We start from the raw sequence: 14,763 nt of genomic DNA, 5'->3' as shown, positions 1-14,763 counted from the left end.
CTCAAACAAGGGTTGCACAATGTCATTGTTAACCAAGACCATGTCGCTGGCGGCCGCTGCCGCGATGGCTGTCACGCTTATGAGCAGCGCGTCCTCCGCCGAAGATGGCACTGGCCAACAGCTCTATCCGCTGTTTACCTACCGCACCGGGCCCTATGCTCCATCGTTCATTCCCTTCGGCGCCGGCAACATCGACTATCTCCGCTACATCAACGAGGTCGAGGGCGGCGTCGATGGCGTCAAGATCCTGGTCCAGGAATGCGAGACGGCCTACACGATCGAGCGCGGCATCGAATGCTACGAACGCTACAAGAACGGTTATAACGGCGCCCTGACGGCGGCAATCTATCCGCATTCGAGCGGCCTCGACGTGGCCCTCACCGACAAGGCTCGCATCGACAAGATCCCGATCGTCAGCCCTGGCGGTGGCCAGAACATCGCCACCGACGGTCGCGTCTTTCCCTACCAGTATCCGCTGGTGTTCGACTACTGGAGCGAAGCCCAGATCATCGTCGATTACATCGCCCAGCAGGCCGGCGGCCATGACAAGCTCAAGGGGCTGAAGATCGCCACGCTCTATCACGATAGCGGCTATGGCCGCGACACGATCGAGCCGCTCGGCATCCTGGCCAAGAAATATGGATTCGAGGATATCCAGATCCCCGTCCCGCATCCCGGCGAACAGCAGCAGACACAGTGGCAGCAAATTCGTCGTGCAAGCGCCGACTGGGTCTTTCTGCGCGGCTGGGGCGTCATGACGCCGGTGGCGATCAAGACAGCGGCTCGCGTCGGCTTCCCCGCCGATCGGATCATCGGCGATATCTGGAGCGGTTCGGAAGACGACGCCCGCCCGGCGGGCGCTGCCGCCAAGGGCTATCTCGCCGTCTCCGTCTTCCCGCCGGGCACCAACTACGGCATCTTGAAGACGCTCAAGGAAAATATCCTCGACAAGGGCAAGTCCGATCTGAAGGACAATTCGAAGTTCGGCACGGTTTACTACAATTACGGCGTGATCGAAGCCATCACCTTCGTCGAGGCGCTGCGCACCGGGCATAAGAAGTTCGGCAACAGGCCATTGACCGCCGCCGAAGGCCAGTGGGCGCTCGAACACCTCGACATCGATCAGAAGCGGATCGCCGAGCTTGGCGCGGAAGGCCTCATCAGCCCGCTGAAGACCTCCATAGACAACCACAAGGGCGAAACCATCGCCGCCAAGATCATTCAGTGGAACGGTCAGTCCTGGGACACCCGGACCGACTGGATAAAGGCCGACGCCTCGCTGTTTGCCGACGTCATCAAGGCAAAGGCAGCCGCCTACGCCAAGGAAAAGGGCATCGAGCCCCGCGTTGTAACGAACTGACACCAAACCGCACTGACAGGATCGACCCATGACCATTGCAGGAAAAGGCTTCCTCGAGATCCAGAATATGGAAGCGCTCTATGGTCAAGCGATCCTTGCTGTGCGCGACGTGTCGCTCAAGGTCGAGCAGGGCAAGATCGTTGCCCTGCTCGGTGCCAATGGCGCGGGCAAGACAACGACTCTGAAGGCGGTTTCCAATCTGCTTGGACCAGAGCGCGGCAAGGTCAGCCGCGGCAGCATCCTCTGGCAGGGCCAGCCTGTCAGCGGCCTATCGGCGTCTCGGCTCGTCGCCAAAGGTGTCGTGCAGGTGTTGGAGGGCCGCCATTGCTTTGCGCAATTGACGGTCGAAGAAAATATCCTCTCCGGTGGTTTCGTTCGCAAGCCGAGCAGGGCAGATCTGCAGCGCGACGTCGAACGGATCTACACATGGTTTCCGCGCCTCAAGGAAAAGCGCAAGGTCAAGGCCGGCCTGACCTCCGGGGGCGAACAGCAGATGTTGGCAATCGGCCGCGCGCTGATGACCAGGCCGAGCCTTGTGCTGCTGGACGAGCCGTCAATGGGTCTCGCGCCGATCATCGTGCAGGAAATCTTCGAGATCATCCGCATTCTGAACAGTGAGCAGGGCGTCAGCTTCCTGCTTGCCGAGCAGAACGCCAATCTCGCACTTCGCTATGCCGACTTCGGCTACATCCTCGAAAACGGTCGCGTCGTTCTGTCGGGAACGGCAGAGGAATTGCGAGCCCGTGAGGATGTCCAGGACTTTTACCTGGGCGGTGCCAATGTTGCCAAACCACACTGACCGCCTCGCCCGCGCTGGGCGGGAGGGTTAATTTCAGGACAATGCAAAATGACACAGATCGATACGGCCTGGGGTGCAGGCCCCAGCGCTCGCTATGAGACACTGGCCGAACGGTTCCGGCCGATATTTGCGCAGATCGCTGCCGGCGCGGTCGAGCGGGAGCTTGGCCGCGAACTGCCGGCAGCCGAGATTGCGACGTTGAAGCAGGCGGGCCTGGGCGCGCTGCGCATACCCGAAGCCGAAGGTGGTCTTGGCGCGACGCTGCCCGAACTCGCCAACATCCTGATCGAGCTCTCGGCGGCCGATTCCAATATCACGCAGGCGCTGCGCGGTCATTTTGGCTTTGTCGAGGATGTTGTCAACAAGACGGCCGGCGAGAGCCGCAAGCGCTGGGCAGAGCGGATAGCCCGCGGTGAGATCGCCGGTAATGCCTGGACCGAGATCGGCGATGCCAAACAGGACGTCTTCTCGACCCGCATCTCGAACAAGGGCGACAAGCTGGTACTCAACGGCACCAAATACTACACCACCGGCTCGCTGTTTGCCGACTGGATCGATGTCGGTGCGACGGGGCTCGATGGGGAAGGCATCGTCTTGCAAGTGCGTCGCGACGATCCGGGCGTCGATGTCATCGACGACTGGGACGGTTTTGGCCAAACGCTCACGGCCAGCGGCACCACGATCTTTACCGACGCCACAGTCGACCCGGACGATGTCGTCGTCGACGATGACAAGTTCCGCTATGGCGCTGCCTTCTACCAACTGGTGCATCTTGCTACTCTCGCCGGTATCGGTCGGGCGATGGCCAACGAGACCGCTGCCGCCGTTGCCGCGCGCAAGCGCTCATACTCCAATGCCGCCGGTTCGCGCTCGAGCCAGGATCCGCAGGTGCTTCAGGTCGTCGGCCGCATTCGCAGCAACGCCTATGCAGCTGGCGCCATCGTTCTGCAGGTCGCGCAAGCCATCGAACGCGCTTATCAGGCACACTTTGCCGACGATGCCGATGCCGAGGAAAAGGCCAACGCCATCGCCGAACTCGAGACGTCGCAAGCGGTGACGGTCGTTACGAATCTGGTTCTTGAAGCGTCGACGATCATCTTCGATGCGCTGGGTGCGTCCTCAACCAGGAAACCGATTGGCCTCGATCGTCATTGGCGCAATGCTCGTACCCTGTCTTCACACAACCCACGCATCTATAAGGATCGCATCGTCGGCGACTACGCAGTCAATGGCACGCCACCACCATATCAATGGCGGATCGGGCGCAGCCCGTTGTAAGCCACCCGCGGTCATTCGGTACGGATCACGCGACCGTGTCGATTAAGAATCGTTGTTGTGGGCTCGTTCACTCCCCATTATGATCGTCGCGCTGCTGCCGCTGGTTGTCTATCGCCAGGAAACGCTGTCCTGCACTGCAGCTCTCGCGGATGGCCTTTACGATGACAATTCAGAAAAACGCTGTTCAATGATCTCGTCAACACGGGACACGGAGGCGCTTCACATGATCGGCAAAACGGGTGCGCGGTTTTGACGTCAGGGCCGGCACTTACTCTTGGCCCAACTCAACTGTCTATACTACCAAATTGCTTTTGACCTTCGCATATTCGAGTCAATGCGACCACACGGAACACAAAGGCTCGCGGAATATGAGCAAGGTGGCGGGCGCAGAGGCGGATGCAATTTCGCCCACGACGTTTGCGCCGCTCAGGAAGCAGCGGGATCGAACCGAGCCTTGCAATTTCGCCTTTGGTGCTTTTAACTCCCACCTCTACTATGAACCGGAACGGTCTGACGGCCTGCCCAGGTTACAATTGCTACGGAGGAATACGAATATATGGCGACCGGAACCGTGAAGTGGTTCAACAGCAGCAAGGGATTTGGATTTATCCAGCCCGACAATGGCGGTCAGGATGTTTTCGTCCACATTTCCGCTGTCGAACGCGCCGGCCTCTCGACCCTCGCTGACGGCCAGAAGATCAATTATGAGATCGAACAGGACCGCCGCACCGGCAAGTCCTCCGCGGGCAATCTCAGCAAGGCCGGTTGATTTCGCCGCGGCAATGGCCGAGACGGGCAAGTCTCGGAATGTCGGCGGCTCGATGAGAGCGTGCGGGAAGATACTCAACCCGGGGCCGCAGATTGCTGCAAGCCTCCGGAGAGCCAATATGACACCCCACCAGACTGTGCGCGATGGAAGCGGGGTTGGGCCCCGCCTTTTCATCTTCCGCGCAGGTTAAGCCGATGGCTGCACGCCAGAACAGACCTCGAGAGATAAAGTCAGGCTGCGGCCTTCTTGCGGGTCTGCTTTGCCGGCGCCGGCTTTTCGGGCTCTTTCGGTTTGCGGCCGAGCCCCATCGTCTTGGCCAATGCCGAGCGCGCCGCGGCGTAATTCGGCGCGACCATCGGATAATCCGCCGGCAGACCCCATTTGGCACGGTATTCGTCGGGCGTCAGGCCATAGTGGGTCGACAGATGGCGCTTTAGCGACTTGAATTTCTTCCCATCCTCAAGGCAGACGATGTAGTCCGGCGTCACCGACTTCTTGATCGGTGCAGCAGGCTTGAGAGCCTCCGGCTTTTCTGCGGAAACACTGCCGGCAGTGCCTTTCAGTGCAGCGTGCACCTGGCCGATCAGGGCAGGGAGATCACCCACCGGGACCGGATTGTTGGAGACATAGGCTGAGACGACATCGGCGGTGAGCTCGATGATGGCGTCAATGTTGTTGTCGGCTTCTTCTATCATGAATCTCTCCGGGTGGCTTGAAACACAGTCGGCGAAATATCGTTTCATAGTGGCGGTTATCCCTAAAAGCAATAAAGCCCCGCCAGGAGTATTTTGCCAATTGAGCGACGCGCCCAGCGCGCGCGCGTATTGATCTTCGGGGTAGATCCGCTCCTCAGAGAGAACCGCTTCTCATTGGTAAATGGCTCAGTGTCGCGCCACGTCCGCGGCATCCGTCTTATTGCTGTTCCGACGAGTTGTACCCTTCATGCTCCGTCACGACTGGCGCTCGTGCAACGTGCCTGCACCCGACCGAGGAACACGAAAACTGCTTCTTCGCGCCTGCAGACGCGATGTAGGTCGTCACCGGCTTGTCATTCGTCGCCCGTCCTTGGCCTTGCTGTAGCTATTCTGCACCCGTGCGGTATCTGGCGCGTGGATTAGCAACGCCTCGGCCGGCCTCAATCGTCCGGCCGAATCCCATCTGCTAGGCAGGTATCAGGACGGCGATGCGATGCACGCCGACCTCCTTGCTTGTATTCGTCGCCTCGTCGGTCTTGCGCCCTTGGAACAGGTATACATGTCACCCACCTTGAGCTTGAATTCCTTGTCCGCCTTCTTGATCGTGAATGCGCCGGAAGTAATCGTGCAGACCATGTCGTTGTCCATTACGGTCTGAGGCGCGTGTGCGCCGGGCTGAAACACCACGTCGACAATGGCGATACTCTTGTAGGCGGGAATGTCGGCATTGCCGGTGCCGACCTCAACCACCCTGACACCGGGCGCAATCTCCTTGCCCTCTTTCGGGCCGTATGTCTTGGTTGTTGCGGATGCCGCAAGGGTGAACAAAGGCGCCGCAGCAGCGGTCGTCAGACCGAGGGCAATTGCATTAGCAGGAATGCATCTACTTGGCGCTGCTATTTATCTCCTGCCCTCTGCCTTGCGCAGGCGCGTCTCTTTACTGCGATCCACAGATGCAGGATGGCCGATTCGGAGGTCGCATTGGCTGGCACAAAAGTTTCCAAACAGTTCTCAGAGTCTGGAATCGAGCGTTTTCTGGCAGACCCTGAAAGGTTCCACAAGAGAAAGCATCTCGTTCGAGAAAAGTGAATGACTAATGCAATTTCTAAACATACTACACTGTCCACCAAGTGGCGAATCCTATCGCGAAAACGGTTATGACGATCCAGAACATACACACCTGATCTCTGTTTCGGCCAGATTTCCCATCTTCGAACAAGTCGTAACCTCGCATTCCTCCAAGCGTAAGAATTCCACAGCACAATAGCAGCAATATCAAGAAGTTCGTGAGCGAGGGAGCGACACGAGTCGGTTTAGTCTCCGCTAGAAAACTCTCTGGATATACGATTGGCGTCGGTAACGCGTATCCACGGCCTACCGGGTACGCGACCAGGCTTGAGCGGTCGCGGTATCGCTTTCACCACTGCGTGAACATGGCTTTGTGCCTCGACTGACACGCTACGGACGATCTTTGTGCCGTCCATCTCTTCGACTTTGAAACTTTCCATCGACCTGCCTCCTCGCACTTATCCATTAGCAAAATTCCGAAACGAAAGAACTGCCATGGACGCATCTTCGTGAGCGAGATCGCAACGAAGCGCTAGACCCGCGCCCGGCCGGCGTGGCAGAAAGCCGGCGGGTTCATCGTGGAGACATTGATGCCGGATTATGACGTGCTTTGCATCGGCAATGCCGCCTGTCGGCCGACATACCTGCCGTTCGCCTTACTCGATACCTTGGCGTTGTCGTTCGCGCCGATCCTCGAAATCATCACGTGCCACCTGCTGGGAACGCAACGGCCTGCTTTTGCGGGAGATGCTGCTCATCTCGTCGCGCGGTCAATCGCCCTCTCAGTCGCGCAATTGGCAGAGTTGCTCTTGAGGCGCGCGTCGGCGAGCTCGAGGAGCGCGTAGGCTATCTCGTCGTCGGTCCAGCTGGATCCCGCTGCGCGATCCGCCAATTCCTGGAAGGCCGGTTCCAAGGCGAGCTGGCATTGAAGGCCGCGGTCCCGATGGTCGACTGGGCAGCTTGGTTCCACGATCGCAATGCTTGATCGCTTCATTGCAGGCCATGGGCTCTCGCCCCTCTCCTTTTGCCACACGAGGCGCGCCAGCTCACGGGTTGTTCGTGCGCGCCTCGGCAACCGCTTCATCTTGTCAACCAGCCGCTCCAGGGATCCCGCGCATTCCAGCTCCTTAAAGAAATGATGCGGCGTGACGCTGCCGAGCCGGTGCATCTCGGCCAGGTTCCACACATACGAATAGTCGACCATGAAATCGGATCGAGGCGCGGCCTTGGACGGTTGAGCCTTGGTCAGGATGCCGCCGCCCACGAGCCGATCGGCCCTCTCGATGATTTGGCGCACTCTCGTTGTCGACAAGCCATGTTCCTGCGCCAGGTCGGCGAAGCGCTTGCCCTTCAGAAACCCTTCGACCAAGGCGACGTTCCTATCGACGGTCGGGGTAAACCCCCAACAGGCCTGCAGTTTTTCCAGCAGCATCCCGTTTGTTCATCCGGTTGTTCGCGCCCCTGCAAACCCTAACCGGCCAAATCGGCGCTTGGAAGACCCACCAGACTCACGTTTGGGTTCAGGCCGTAAGTTTTCGAGCCTGCCTTAGCTTTGTGAAAAGCAACCACCCGGTCCGTGCAGCGGACGAAAAGGCACTTGCTTGGCTTTCCGAGCGGTCACGGCGGCGATCTTGCAGTCCTTGCGAATCCGCGCCAGCGCGTCTTCGAAGGAAGAGGTCTGGTAGAGCGATTTGATCTCGTGGCTGTTGGCGAAGACGATATCGACGGTGCCCGAGCGCATCAGCTCGAGGAACTCGTCGCGGTAGCGGTCGACGCAGAACGAATCCGACAGCGTCATCGAGACTTCGCGGCCCGCGGCATGTGCCAGCTTGGCCGTCTGACGGATCGCTTCCTTAGCGCGCGGCGGGTCCCACAGATAGCCCCCGAAAGAGGTGACCTTGGCGCTTGTCGGCCTCGACATCCTCCGGCCTGAGCTCGACGCAGGCGCCGAGATAGGTGTTCATCAAGCGTTCGCCGTCGGGAGTGACGAAGATCATCGAGCGCGCCGTCGGCGGCTGGCCCTTGAGCGGCCTGGTGTCGAAGGCGACGCCCTGTGCGTGGATGTCATGCGCGCAGATTTCGCCGAGCGCATCGTTCGAAAGCTTGCCGAAGAAGGCGGCGCGGCCGCCAAGTTGCCGGCGCTGCCGCCCGAGGCCTCGATCGCCGGGCCCATGCGGCTGTAGAGCAGCTCGGCGCGCCTTGTGTCGATGAGGTTCATCGCACCCTTGCTGATGCCGTTGGTTTTGAGAAAGGCTTCGTCGCATTGGGCGATGACGTCGACAATGGCGGACACGGCGACGCACACGGGATCCAACGACGTCCGTCGCATACTGTGCCCTTACCGCAGCGTCTTTGGTACGCGCTGCTCGGCTATGACATTCAGGCTCCCGTCGAGCCGCGGAATGTTCGGGCAAGCGCAAGTAGCCGCACGTTCCATGTCAAAATGGTAAAAGATTCTTGTGCATTCGGGTTACCTAAAATAAGGTAACTGCACAAAGTGGTTAGCCGCCTTAGCGTAAGGGATTCGGAAAAAGCTGAACCACTTCAATCAGCTATACCGTGCATCGGGCGGAGGGGCGTGCCATGAACGAGGACTCTTAATTCTCGAATCATTGGAGTCAAAGTTAGCGGCGGCGAATCAAGAACACACGCCAATCATTCTCGGGCTAAGAAGGTGAAAATACGCTCATGCCTCGGTTCCAGGGCGAAAACAAAGGCGAAGAGACGACCATCAAGGATTTGAAGGAATTGACGTTTCAGGAGCGACTCGTGTTTGGCCTAGAACGGATCAAGGCGCAGCGGGGTTGGAAGAACAAGGATCTCGCCGCGAAGCTTGATGTGACTGAAGGATATATGTCGCAGGTCGGCCGCGGAATGCGGGACGTCAAACTGACGATGCTCGATAAAATGACCCGTGAACTCCAGGTCTCGATCTGCGATCTATTCGAGGTCAGCGAGGAGGACCTCCAGCCGCCAGGGCAGGAGGAAAAGAGGCGAAAGTCAAAAAAAAAGACGACTGAGCGTCATTATGCGGAGTGCGCATGAGCGAGCGTTGCCCGGGTTTTATCCCGGGCAAGCCTCTAGATCGACTTCACCAGTAATTGAGATTGAACCAGAAGCGTTGCTTCTTCCCCTGCTCGTTTGGGATGTCGAAATACCACGGGTCGGCGCGGCGGGGGCGCAGTGATGAAATTTCTTGGATACAGCTATCGCCGTCGCGGCCGCCGCCAACTGTGCCGTAATCACGATTGTTACCTGTGCGCCAATTGCTGAGACGGTCTCTGCACACGTTGACCGTCTTTAGGCAGCGATCGGGCTCACGGCGATTGCCGTCGCGGCCGTGCTCGCTGTACCCGACCTTTGTGCCTTCAGGGCATTGCTCGTAATTTTCCCGCCCGGGCTTGCCGGCCTTGGCTTCCTCGCAAATTGGCCAGCTGAAGCCGGGTTCCGCCATGGCCGCGATCAGTTTCGTCATCGGCGGAACGCAGTAGGAAACGCCGTGCCAGGATGGGTTTTGTGATGCTGCGCACAGAAGAACCTGGCAGCCCCACGACGCGTCATGCGCCTGGGCGGGCGCTGCCGCCGATAGTGTGCCTGTGGCGATCAATGCAGCGGAAAACAAGCCATGAGATTTCATTTCCCCTCTCCTGTGAAATTAAAACGATCAGTTTGCATAGACCCAAGTGCCATCGATTTTTGCGAATGGAAGCGACTTAGGCATAGACCAGCCGGACGAATCCGAGACTGTGCCGTTGCAAATCACGCCAGGAATCATAGGGTGCTTCTGACATTCGGTTATGCGCATTGAGCTCCCTTTGAAGGTCGTTTTTTGAAGTGCCGTCGTGGCCTCCTTGTCGGTAGGAACTTCCAGTTTCGCCGCTTCGGCCGCTTTTGCCTCAAGTTCAGTGACCTTCGTCTCGAGCTCCGTGATTTTCGTGCTCGTGGTCATGCTGTTGACCTCGTAGCCGGCGCCGAAGCCGACGAGAGCTGCAACTGCGGCGGCGATACCTGCGGAAACGTAAGGATTGGGCATGATGCTTCTCAGTATCCTTCAATGCCAAGCCGCTTGAGAATGATAGCGGGATCCTTCTCACAATCCTTCTTCCAATCGGGATGTTTGACGCAGGCATAGGCGTATTGGCTGAGATCGGCTGACGAGAGATCAGCAAGCTTGTTGCCGATCATTTTCCATTGCTGAACGTCCTGCGGGTCGCAACCGGCGCCGCCGGCACCGCAATAGTNCAAGCTTGTTGCCGATCATTTTCCATTGCTGAACGTCCTGCGGGTCGCAACCGGCGCCGCCGGCACCGCAATAGTTGGGATCGCGCTCTTCCACCTGCTTTTGCGTGGCGCCATCTTGTGTGGCGGACTGCGCCATTGCTGCGATCGGGGCCGCTGCGAGGAGCAGCGCTCCCGTACCAAGCGCGTATGTGAGCAAACTGTTCATGTTAGCCTCCTTGGGATTCTGTAGAGGATGCTGGAATGTCGGGAGTGACCGGAGGGGGCAAGGGGAGACCGGGATCGAACGTGTCCGGAGCCTGCTCGGGTGTCTTTTTATCCCGCGCCGAAACATAGAGCCATGGCGGAAGGAGATCCTTGGAAGACCAGACCCCGTAACCAAGACCGCGGGCTTTCCTCTCTATGTCGAAATAGGCCGGGACTTGCGGTTCGTTCTGGTAGTTGAACGCATAGCCAATGCCTTCCGCGATTGCGGTGGCAGCCAGATTGGTTTCGCCGACGAAGCAGTGAGCGATGAGATTCTTGTTGGAGTCCCGACCGACCGGAGCGCAGTTGACGTCCCTTTTGAGGGTCCGGAGGATCATCCATGCCTTGGCAACTTGACCTACTGGCCATTCAATCCCGTCGCTGACGGCAGTCTGCTCCAGGTGAGGAGCCTCATATCCGGCAAGGCGGACAATCTGTCCGCGATCCTTGAAGTCGAGCGTCGTGCCGTCGATCACCTGCACTTTACCGTAGATTTGTCGCGGTACGTCGGCCGGCCGGCTCTGCGCCAGTGAATGCGTCGGGAGCCCGGCAAGAAGGGCGAAGGTGATGGCAGCTGTTCGCATCATTGTCCGTGTTGCGCTTTCTGTTGCTGCATCAGAACGGAGACCGGGTGCGGCATATCTGAATAGGCCCATAAACCGACGCGCGCCGAGCGTGCGCTTTCTTCTGCGACCCTGTAGCCGGGAACGATCAGCTGGCCAGCGCCGTCGGCGGCGGCAAAGCCCCATCCTTGGGCAATCATATAGGTGGCTAAGTCGTAACCCCGCTCGCCAGTCGTGGTCTGGCAGACGATGACGGCATTGTTCTGGTCGAGATCCTTGACGGTGGTGCAGACTGGTTTGGTATCGCGGATTAGGGCCTGAGCCATGATCAGATTAAGCTCCCCGCAATCCCGGACGACACCAGGGGAAACGGTGACGTTGCTTCCGCGGAGGCAGGTTTGCAGTCCATATAAGCGATAACGACGTCCGTCGGAGATCCACGTGTCACCGGTCTCGAACTGGGCTGTAGCTGGAAACGGAGTAAAGTTTGATTGCTGAGCGCCCCCGTCTTGCGTCTGAGCCGGCGGTGTCTGATTTGGCGACGTCTGCACTTGAACCACTGGAGGGGAGGGCGTCCCTCTCAAGGATTTTTCGGCAAGAAGCTCTGGCATGACGTACATGCCTGCATAAAGGCCGGAAGCTGCAATCGTGGAAATCAACATGAACAGTCGGATCCGCATCAATTCGTTGAAGGATTGGTTCGATAACGTTCACCGTAAGGGTGCGTGAAATAGGAATTCCCCCAAATGCCAGCCTTTGACCGCCGCGCGTCCTCCTCCGCTTTCTCATACTCCGGAAAGATCGGCTTGCCAGCGCGATCACGGGCGGCAAAGGCAAACCCTTTCCGGATCATGGTTTCAGATAGAGATTGCACCATGTCGTCCTGGGTGAAAAAACACTCAGCAAAGCGGACGGTCGGGCTTCCAGGGTTTTGTCCGACGAAGTGGCAGGGGAAGGCGTCGCCGGCGTCGGCTTTCGCCAGGTCGAGACTGGAGGCGAGCCCCGCTAACGAGACAGTGACACATGATACCTGATTGCCCATGAACTGGACCATTTCAGTTGAAAGGCAGCCCTGGACACCGGCGAGTTTGATAACCGCGCTGTTGGAATCGAGAAACGCATTGCCTGTGAGAGCGCTCACGGGTTTGACTGTCTTCAACGTGAGCTGGGTTGCGATCGAAGACGTGTCAAGCGCTGCCTGTGGCCCAGGGACCAAATCCCGGCCTTGCGCATAGGCGTTCTGGTAATAGGAGACGAATTTCGAGACGGCATCGTCCTGCGCCATGGCTGGCGGGACGAATAGGCTGCTCGCAAGCGCCAGAGAGGAGAGGCGGTGAGGCCGCCAGACAATGTAGCCCATGATTGCCATCGTCACCTGTTGACAGGGCGAAACCTGCACGAAATGATACTGCAGTGCAAGTATCGGAAATTCTACTATTGTGATATTCCTGGATCGAGCGCTGGAAAAAAGCGAAGGAGAACAGCGAAATGTCCGCCTTAAAGAAGGCGATCAGACTTCTGATTCTGCCATTCCGGATTGCCTGGATGAGCGTGAAGGTCGTAGGGTTCCTGATCAGCAGTGTGCTCTGCTTGTGGCTCGGCACCTTCGTCGCTTATTGGGTTGCGCTGACGTTTTCGTACATCTTCCTGCCGGATGCATGGACGGAGGCTATGTGGGCGTGGGCGTCAGGTCTTTATGATAGACATCTATGGTTCCGCGTCGCGACGGTCGCGCCTTTTGCCTTTCTCGTAGGATTACCCTTCGCCTTTTTGAAGGATGGCCGGACACCGGAAGGACGGCGGAGAGAAGAAGAAGAGCGGCATCGTCAACTCAATGATGACTTGGCGGCACAGCGGTTTCGGGAAGGGCTTGGTCTGCCACGATAGCCGTTCAGGTAGAGCCATTTTTGGGCAACCGATTCAGATAGAGGGCGAGGGTCAGCCGATCAATCCTGCAAGGGCAGCCATGGCGAGGCTCAGAAGAACAAACCAAATATCCGATCGATCAAAGCCGCCCACGTAATCGCGGGCGCCTTCTTTTTGTGCAAGATGATCAATCACGAACAGGAGTGTCGTGAGGGGCAGTGCAGATAGGCAGACCGCGGTTGCGCTTCCGGTCCAGTTCTGACGCTGCTGCTGATCCCACTGCCATATCGAGGCCCAGGGCGGGGGAGGAAAGTGGTGATCGCGTCATAGGCGAGAACGGTCACCAGGAGCGGGCTCACGGCAAACAGGATCCCGACACCGCATACGACCAGAGGTCGATGTCCGGCCAAGTGAAGAGCCACCGCGCCCAGCCTGATTGTTCCGGCGATCATAGCAACAATGCCAGCCTTAGAAAGAAGATCCACGCCGTTGCCAGAGCGAGCACTGCCTTGCTAATCAGTTCGAGCACCAGCCTGCAGCGTACTTGCGGCCGAACCGCTCGGCCAAACCGGCTTTCAGCAATTCCTCACTTGCATCGCCCTTTCCGGTCTGGACGCTCACCAACGTGCGTCCATAACGGTCCTCCCCGTGCTCTAGGAAATGACAGTTGGTTTCTTGCGGACGATAGCGAGATCCAGACCGGTCATCTGATCCTCGAGCATAGGGGGGACGATGGTCGTTGATGCAAGTCGTCAACTGTGCAAGTTCGGCCATGGAGATTGTCGGCTCGATGCCAAAAGGAGGGGCATCAGAGTCAAACTCATCTTTCTCATCTTTGTTGTCGTCAGCGAACACGACGGCGCCATCTGGTCTGGCACGACGCCCAGGACACGGAGCCATATTGGACGGCTATGTTTCAGATCAAACAGTCGCAGTTCCTCGCTAGCCACGACGGCCTCCGATTTCGATTTCAAGGGTGTGCAGCGCCCGTGCGCCAAGAAGCTGGCGCAATTGCGTTTTCGGCTGATGCCGATGCTCATCGACAGGGTCGACGATTACACCGGGCCGATGGTCGCATTGAGGGGGTCTATGAGGAATCCAGTGTAGCGGACAGGTTTCATTTTGCGCTCCAGAATAGGAAGGGGGCAGGCTCTTGGGCCTGCTCCCGCCTGTCGAAGGGACGCGGGGGATGGCAAAAAGCGCCCGGTTGCCGGACGGGGTGCGCAACGCGGTTGCACCCCTCAGGGTGCGACCGACTTGCTGCATCCGGGGCCGCCAGGCAGGCGCTTTGCGACGGCAAGGGGGGAAGGCCCCCTTGGGGCGCGTTCTCTTCGTGCGGAGACGCATAAAGTCGCTAACGGGAAGAAGCTATAGGACGGAAGCACTATGTCCGGAGGAAATGCGCGAAACACCTTGCTGCTGAAAGTGAATCTGGTGCTCATCGAGCGCGTGGTTCATGTGACGCGGACAGCAATCGGTGAGTGCAGGGTCGAACTGACATCTTTTCGCGAAGGGCAATTGGTCAACGCGATCTATGAGGAGATGGTGACTACGGTGCGATCGAATTGAGCGATAGGAAGTTTTGCGCCGTGTGGAAGAAACGTTCCGCGTCAGTGAATGGATGGCGGAGGCGAAGGCTGCCGAACAGTGGTGGCCCAGGTGTGAAAGTCCCCTGTGGATGCAGGAGGATCATCTTGGAACCGACGAAAACACGAGACAGGGCAAAATCTGGCAATGGCTCGAGGCGCACCGCCGCGGAATGGCGTGGGCGCTTGCAGTCGCCGCGCTACTTGTAGGGGCACTTATCTGTCAGATGATCTTCAATCGTTGGTTCTGATCCGTTTGAAGCTTGAGTTTTCAATTATTCGCCGGTAGAAAAT

20 protein-coding genes and 1 pseudogene are annotated in these 14,763 nt (G+C 58.4%); 9 read left to right on the top strand and 12 right to left on the bottom strand.

The window, feature by feature from the left end:
• The first annotated feature begins 19 nt into the window (after positions 1 to 19).
• The 5 genes from X738_RS72945 (at position 20) to X738_RS72930 (ending at position 4,206) form a co-directional block, all read left to right on the top strand.
• Positions 20 to 1,360: an ABC transporter substrate-binding protein gene (locus tag X738_RS72945; protein ID WP_023802499.1), complete on the top strand. Its 1,341-nt coding sequence runs from the start codon at positions 20 to 22 to the stop codon at positions 1,358 to 1,360.
• 28 nt (positions 1,361 to 1,388) lie between these two features.
• A complete protein-coding gene (locus X738_RS72940; protein ID WP_023802498.1) occupies positions 1,389 to 2,159 on the top strand; it encodes an ABC transporter ATP-binding protein in 771 nt (256 codons plus the stop codon).
• A gap of 48 nt (positions 2,160 to 2,207) precedes the next feature.
• On the top strand, positions 2,208 to 3,437 hold the full coding sequence (locus X738_RS72935; protein ID WP_023802497.1) for an acyl-CoA dehydrogenase family protein: 1,230 nt from the start codon (positions 2,208 to 2,210) through the stop codon (positions 3,435 to 3,437).
• Between the two features lie 79 nt (positions 3,438 to 3,516).
• The gene (locus X738_RS86685) at positions 3,517 to 3,690 is read left to right on the top strand and encodes a hypothetical protein (protein ID WP_023802496.1); all 174 of its coding nucleotides are present in this window, start codon (positions 3,517 to 3,519) and stop codon (positions 3,688 to 3,690) included.
• A 303-nt stretch (positions 3,691 to 3,993) separates the two neighbouring features.
• Complete coding sequence (locus X738_RS72930) at positions 3,994 to 4,206, top strand: cold-shock protein (RefSeq protein WP_023802495.1); 213 nt, start codon at positions 3,994 to 3,996, stop codon at positions 4,204 to 4,206.
• Between the two features lie 230 nt (positions 4,207 to 4,436).
• Here X738_RS72930 and X738_RS72925 read toward each other — a convergent pair whose 3' ends face one another.
• The 4 genes and pseudogenes from X738_RS72925 to X738_RS72915 all read right to left on the bottom strand — a co-directional run.
• Complete coding sequence (locus X738_RS72925; RefSeq protein WP_023802494.1) at positions 4,437 to 4,901, bottom strand: MucR family transcriptional regulator; 465 nt, start codon at positions 4,899 to 4,901, stop codon at positions 4,437 to 4,439.
• Between the two features lie 477 nt (positions 4,902 to 5,378).
• A complete protein-coding gene (locus tag X738_RS72920; RefSeq protein WP_023802493.1) occupies positions 5,379 to 5,729 on the bottom strand; it encodes a hypothetical protein in 351 nt (116 codons plus the stop codon).
• A 994-nt stretch (positions 5,730 to 6,723) separates the two neighbouring features.
• On the bottom strand, positions 6,724 to 7,401 hold the full coding sequence (locus X738_RS83445; RefSeq protein ID WP_023802492.1) for a hypothetical protein: 678 nt from the start codon (positions 7,399 to 7,401) through the stop codon (positions 6,724 to 6,726).
• Between the two features lie 153 nt (positions 7,402 to 7,554).
• A pseudogene (locus X738_RS72915) lies at positions 7,555 to 8,298 on the bottom strand (adenosine kinase); the annotation flags it as partial.
• 359 nt (positions 8,299 to 8,657) lie between these two features.
• On the opposite strand from X738_RS72915, the gene X738_RS72910 reads away from it, so the two are divergent.
• Positions 8,658 to 9,014, top strand: coding sequence for a helix-turn-helix domain-containing protein (locus X738_RS72910; protein ID WP_023802489.1), 357 nt, complete (start codon positions 8,658 to 8,660; stop codon positions 9,012 to 9,014).
• Positions 9,015 to 9,060: 46 nt separating this feature from the next.
• Here the strand turns inward: X738_RS72910 and X738_RS72905 are convergent, their stop codons facing one another.
• The 6 genes from X738_RS72905 to X738_RS72880 all read right to left on the bottom strand — a co-directional run bounded on the left by X738_RS72905 (position 9,061) and on the right by X738_RS72880 (position 12,377).
• Entirely contained in the window at positions 9,061 to 9,606 is a 546-nt protein-coding gene (locus X738_RS72905) for a hypothetical protein (protein ID WP_023802488.1), read from the bottom strand.
• Between the two features lie 27 nt (positions 9,607 to 9,633).
• Positions 9,634 to 10,002, bottom strand: a complete 369-nt coding sequence (locus X738_RS72900) for a hypothetical protein (protein WP_023802487.1) — start codon at positions 10,000 to 10,002, stop codon at positions 9,634 to 9,636.
• Positions 10,003 to 10,010: 8 nt separating this feature from the next.
• Positions 10,011 to 10,154 (bottom strand): hypothetical protein, encoded by a 144-nt coding sequence (locus X738_RS85305; protein ID WP_245277800.1) that lies wholly within the window; start codon positions 10,152 to 10,154, stop codon positions 10,011 to 10,013.
• A gap of 263 nt (positions 10,155 to 10,417) precedes the next feature.
• The gene (locus X738_RS72890) at positions 10,418 to 11,041 is read right to left on the bottom strand and encodes a thermonuclease family protein (RefSeq protein ID WP_023802485.1); all 624 of its coding nucleotides are present in this window, start codon (positions 11,039 to 11,041) and stop codon (positions 10,418 to 10,420) included.
• Entirely contained in the window at positions 11,038 to 11,679 is a 642-nt protein-coding gene (locus tag X738_RS72885; protein ID WP_036270238.1) for a thermonuclease family protein, read from the bottom strand. The genes X738_RS72890 and X738_RS72885 overlap by 4 nt, the downstream gene beginning before the upstream one ends.
• Positions 11,680 to 11,696: 17 nt before the next feature.
• Positions 11,697 to 12,377: a thermonuclease family protein gene (locus X738_RS72880; RefSeq protein ID WP_031256334.1), complete on the bottom strand. Its 681-nt coding sequence runs from the start codon at positions 12,375 to 12,377 to the stop codon at positions 11,697 to 11,699.
• Between the two features lie 128 nt (positions 12,378 to 12,505).
• On the opposite strand from X738_RS72880, the gene X738_RS72875 reads away from it, so the two are divergent.
• On the top strand, positions 12,506 to 12,904 hold the full coding sequence (locus X738_RS72875) for a hypothetical protein (protein WP_023802482.1): 399 nt from the start codon (positions 12,506 to 12,508) through the stop codon (positions 12,902 to 12,904).
• A gap of 51 nt (positions 12,905 to 12,955) precedes the next feature.
• On the opposite strand, the gene X738_RS88505 is transcribed toward X738_RS72875, so the two are convergent.
• Together X738_RS88505 and X738_RS83440 are read right to left on the bottom strand one after the other, a co-directional pair.
• Positions 12,956 to 13,078 (bottom strand): hypothetical protein, encoded by a 123-nt coding sequence (locus X738_RS88505; RefSeq protein WP_280811257.1) that lies wholly within the window; start codon positions 13,076 to 13,078, stop codon positions 12,956 to 12,958.
• Between the two features lie 321 nt (positions 13,079 to 13,399).
• Positions 13,400 to 13,738: a thermonuclease family protein gene (locus X738_RS83440; protein ID WP_198032895.1), complete on the bottom strand. Its 339-nt coding sequence runs from the start codon at positions 13,736 to 13,738 to the stop codon at positions 13,400 to 13,402.
• Positions 13,739 to 14,269: 531 nt separating this feature from the next.
• Here X738_RS83440 and X738_RS72865 point away from each other — a divergent pair.
• Positions 14,270 to 14,452, top strand: a complete 183-nt coding sequence (locus tag X738_RS72865; protein ID WP_023802480.1) for a hypothetical protein — start codon at positions 14,270 to 14,272, stop codon at positions 14,450 to 14,452.
• A 22-nt stretch (positions 14,453 to 14,474) separates the two neighbouring features.
• On the top strand, positions 14,475 to 14,720 hold the full coding sequence (locus tag X738_RS72860; RefSeq protein ID WP_031256333.1) for a hypothetical protein: 246 nt from the start codon (positions 14,475 to 14,477) through the stop codon (positions 14,718 to 14,720).
• Positions 14,721 to 14,763 lie beyond the last annotated feature (43 nt).

It is taken from the genome of Mesorhizobium sp. L48C026A00 (assembly GCF_000502375.1).
GTDB lineage: Bacteria > Pseudomonadota > Alphaproteobacteria > Rhizobiales > Rhizobiaceae > Mesorhizobium > Mesorhizobium muleiense.
This window is presented reverse-complemented; position numbering and strand designations above follow the sequence as displayed.

Bases quoted from the DNA above. Each gene is read 5' to 3' on its own strand.
- X738_RS72910 (WP_023802489.1), top strand. From the start codon at position 8,658: ATGCCTCGGTTCCAGGGCGAAAACAAAGGCGAAGAGACGACCATCAAG.
- X738_RS72930 (WP_023802495.1), top strand. From the start codon at position 3,994: ATGGCGACCGGAACCGTGAAGTGGTTCAACAGCAGCAAGGGATTTGGA.
- X738_RS72875 (WP_023802482.1), top strand. From the start codon at position 12,506: ATGTCCGCCTTAAAGAAGGCGATCAGACTTCTGATTCTGCCATTCCGG.
- X738_RS72880 (WP_031256334.1), bottom strand. From the start codon at position 12,377: ATGGGCTACATTGTCTGGCGGCCTCACCGCCTCTCCTCTCTGGCGCTT.
- X738_RS72940 (WP_023802498.1), top strand. From the start codon at position 1,389: ATGACCATTGCAGGAAAAGGCTTCCTCGAGATCCAGAATATGGAAGCG.
- X738_RS72890 (WP_023802485.1), bottom strand. From the start codon at position 11,041: ATGATGCGAACAGCTGCCATCACCTTCGCCCTTCTTGCCGGGCTCCCG.
- X738_RS72905 (WP_023802488.1), bottom strand. From the start codon at position 9,606: ATGAAATCTCATGGCTTGTTTTCCGCTGCATTGATCGCCACAGGCACA.
- X738_RS72935 (WP_023802497.1), top strand. From the start codon at position 2,208: ATGACACAGATCGATACGGCCTGGGGTGCAGGCCCCAGCGCTCGCTAT.
- X738_RS83445 (WP_023802492.1), bottom strand. From the start codon at position 7,401: ATGCTGCTGGAAAAACTGCAGGCCTGTTGGGGGTTTACCCCGACCGTC.
- X738_RS72900 (WP_023802487.1), bottom strand. From the start codon at position 10,002: ATGCCCAATCCTTACGTTTCCGCAGGTATCGCCGCCGCAGTTGCAGCT.
- X738_RS72885 (WP_036270238.1), bottom strand. From the start codon at position 11,679: ATGTTGATTTCCACGATTGCAGCTTCCGGCCTTTATGCAGGCATGTAC.
- X738_RS72945 (WP_023802499.1), top strand. From the start codon at position 20: ATGTCATTGTTAACCAAGACCATGTCGCTGGCGGCCGCTGCCGCGATG.
- X738_RS72925 (WP_023802494.1), bottom strand. From the start codon at position 4,901: ATGATAGAAGAAGCCGACAACAACATTGACGCCATCATCGAGCTCACC.
- X738_RS85305 (WP_245277800.1), bottom strand. From the start codon at position 10,154: ATGATCGGCAACAAGCTTGCTGATCTCTCGTCAGCCGATCTCAGCCAA.
- X738_RS72865 (WP_023802480.1), top strand. From the start codon at position 14,270: ATGTCCGGAGGAAATGCGCGAAACACCTTGCTGCTGAAAGTGAATCTG.
- X738_RS86685 (WP_023802496.1), top strand. From the start codon at position 3,517: ATGATCGTCGCGCTGCTGCCGCTGGTTGTCTATCGCCAGGAAACGCTG.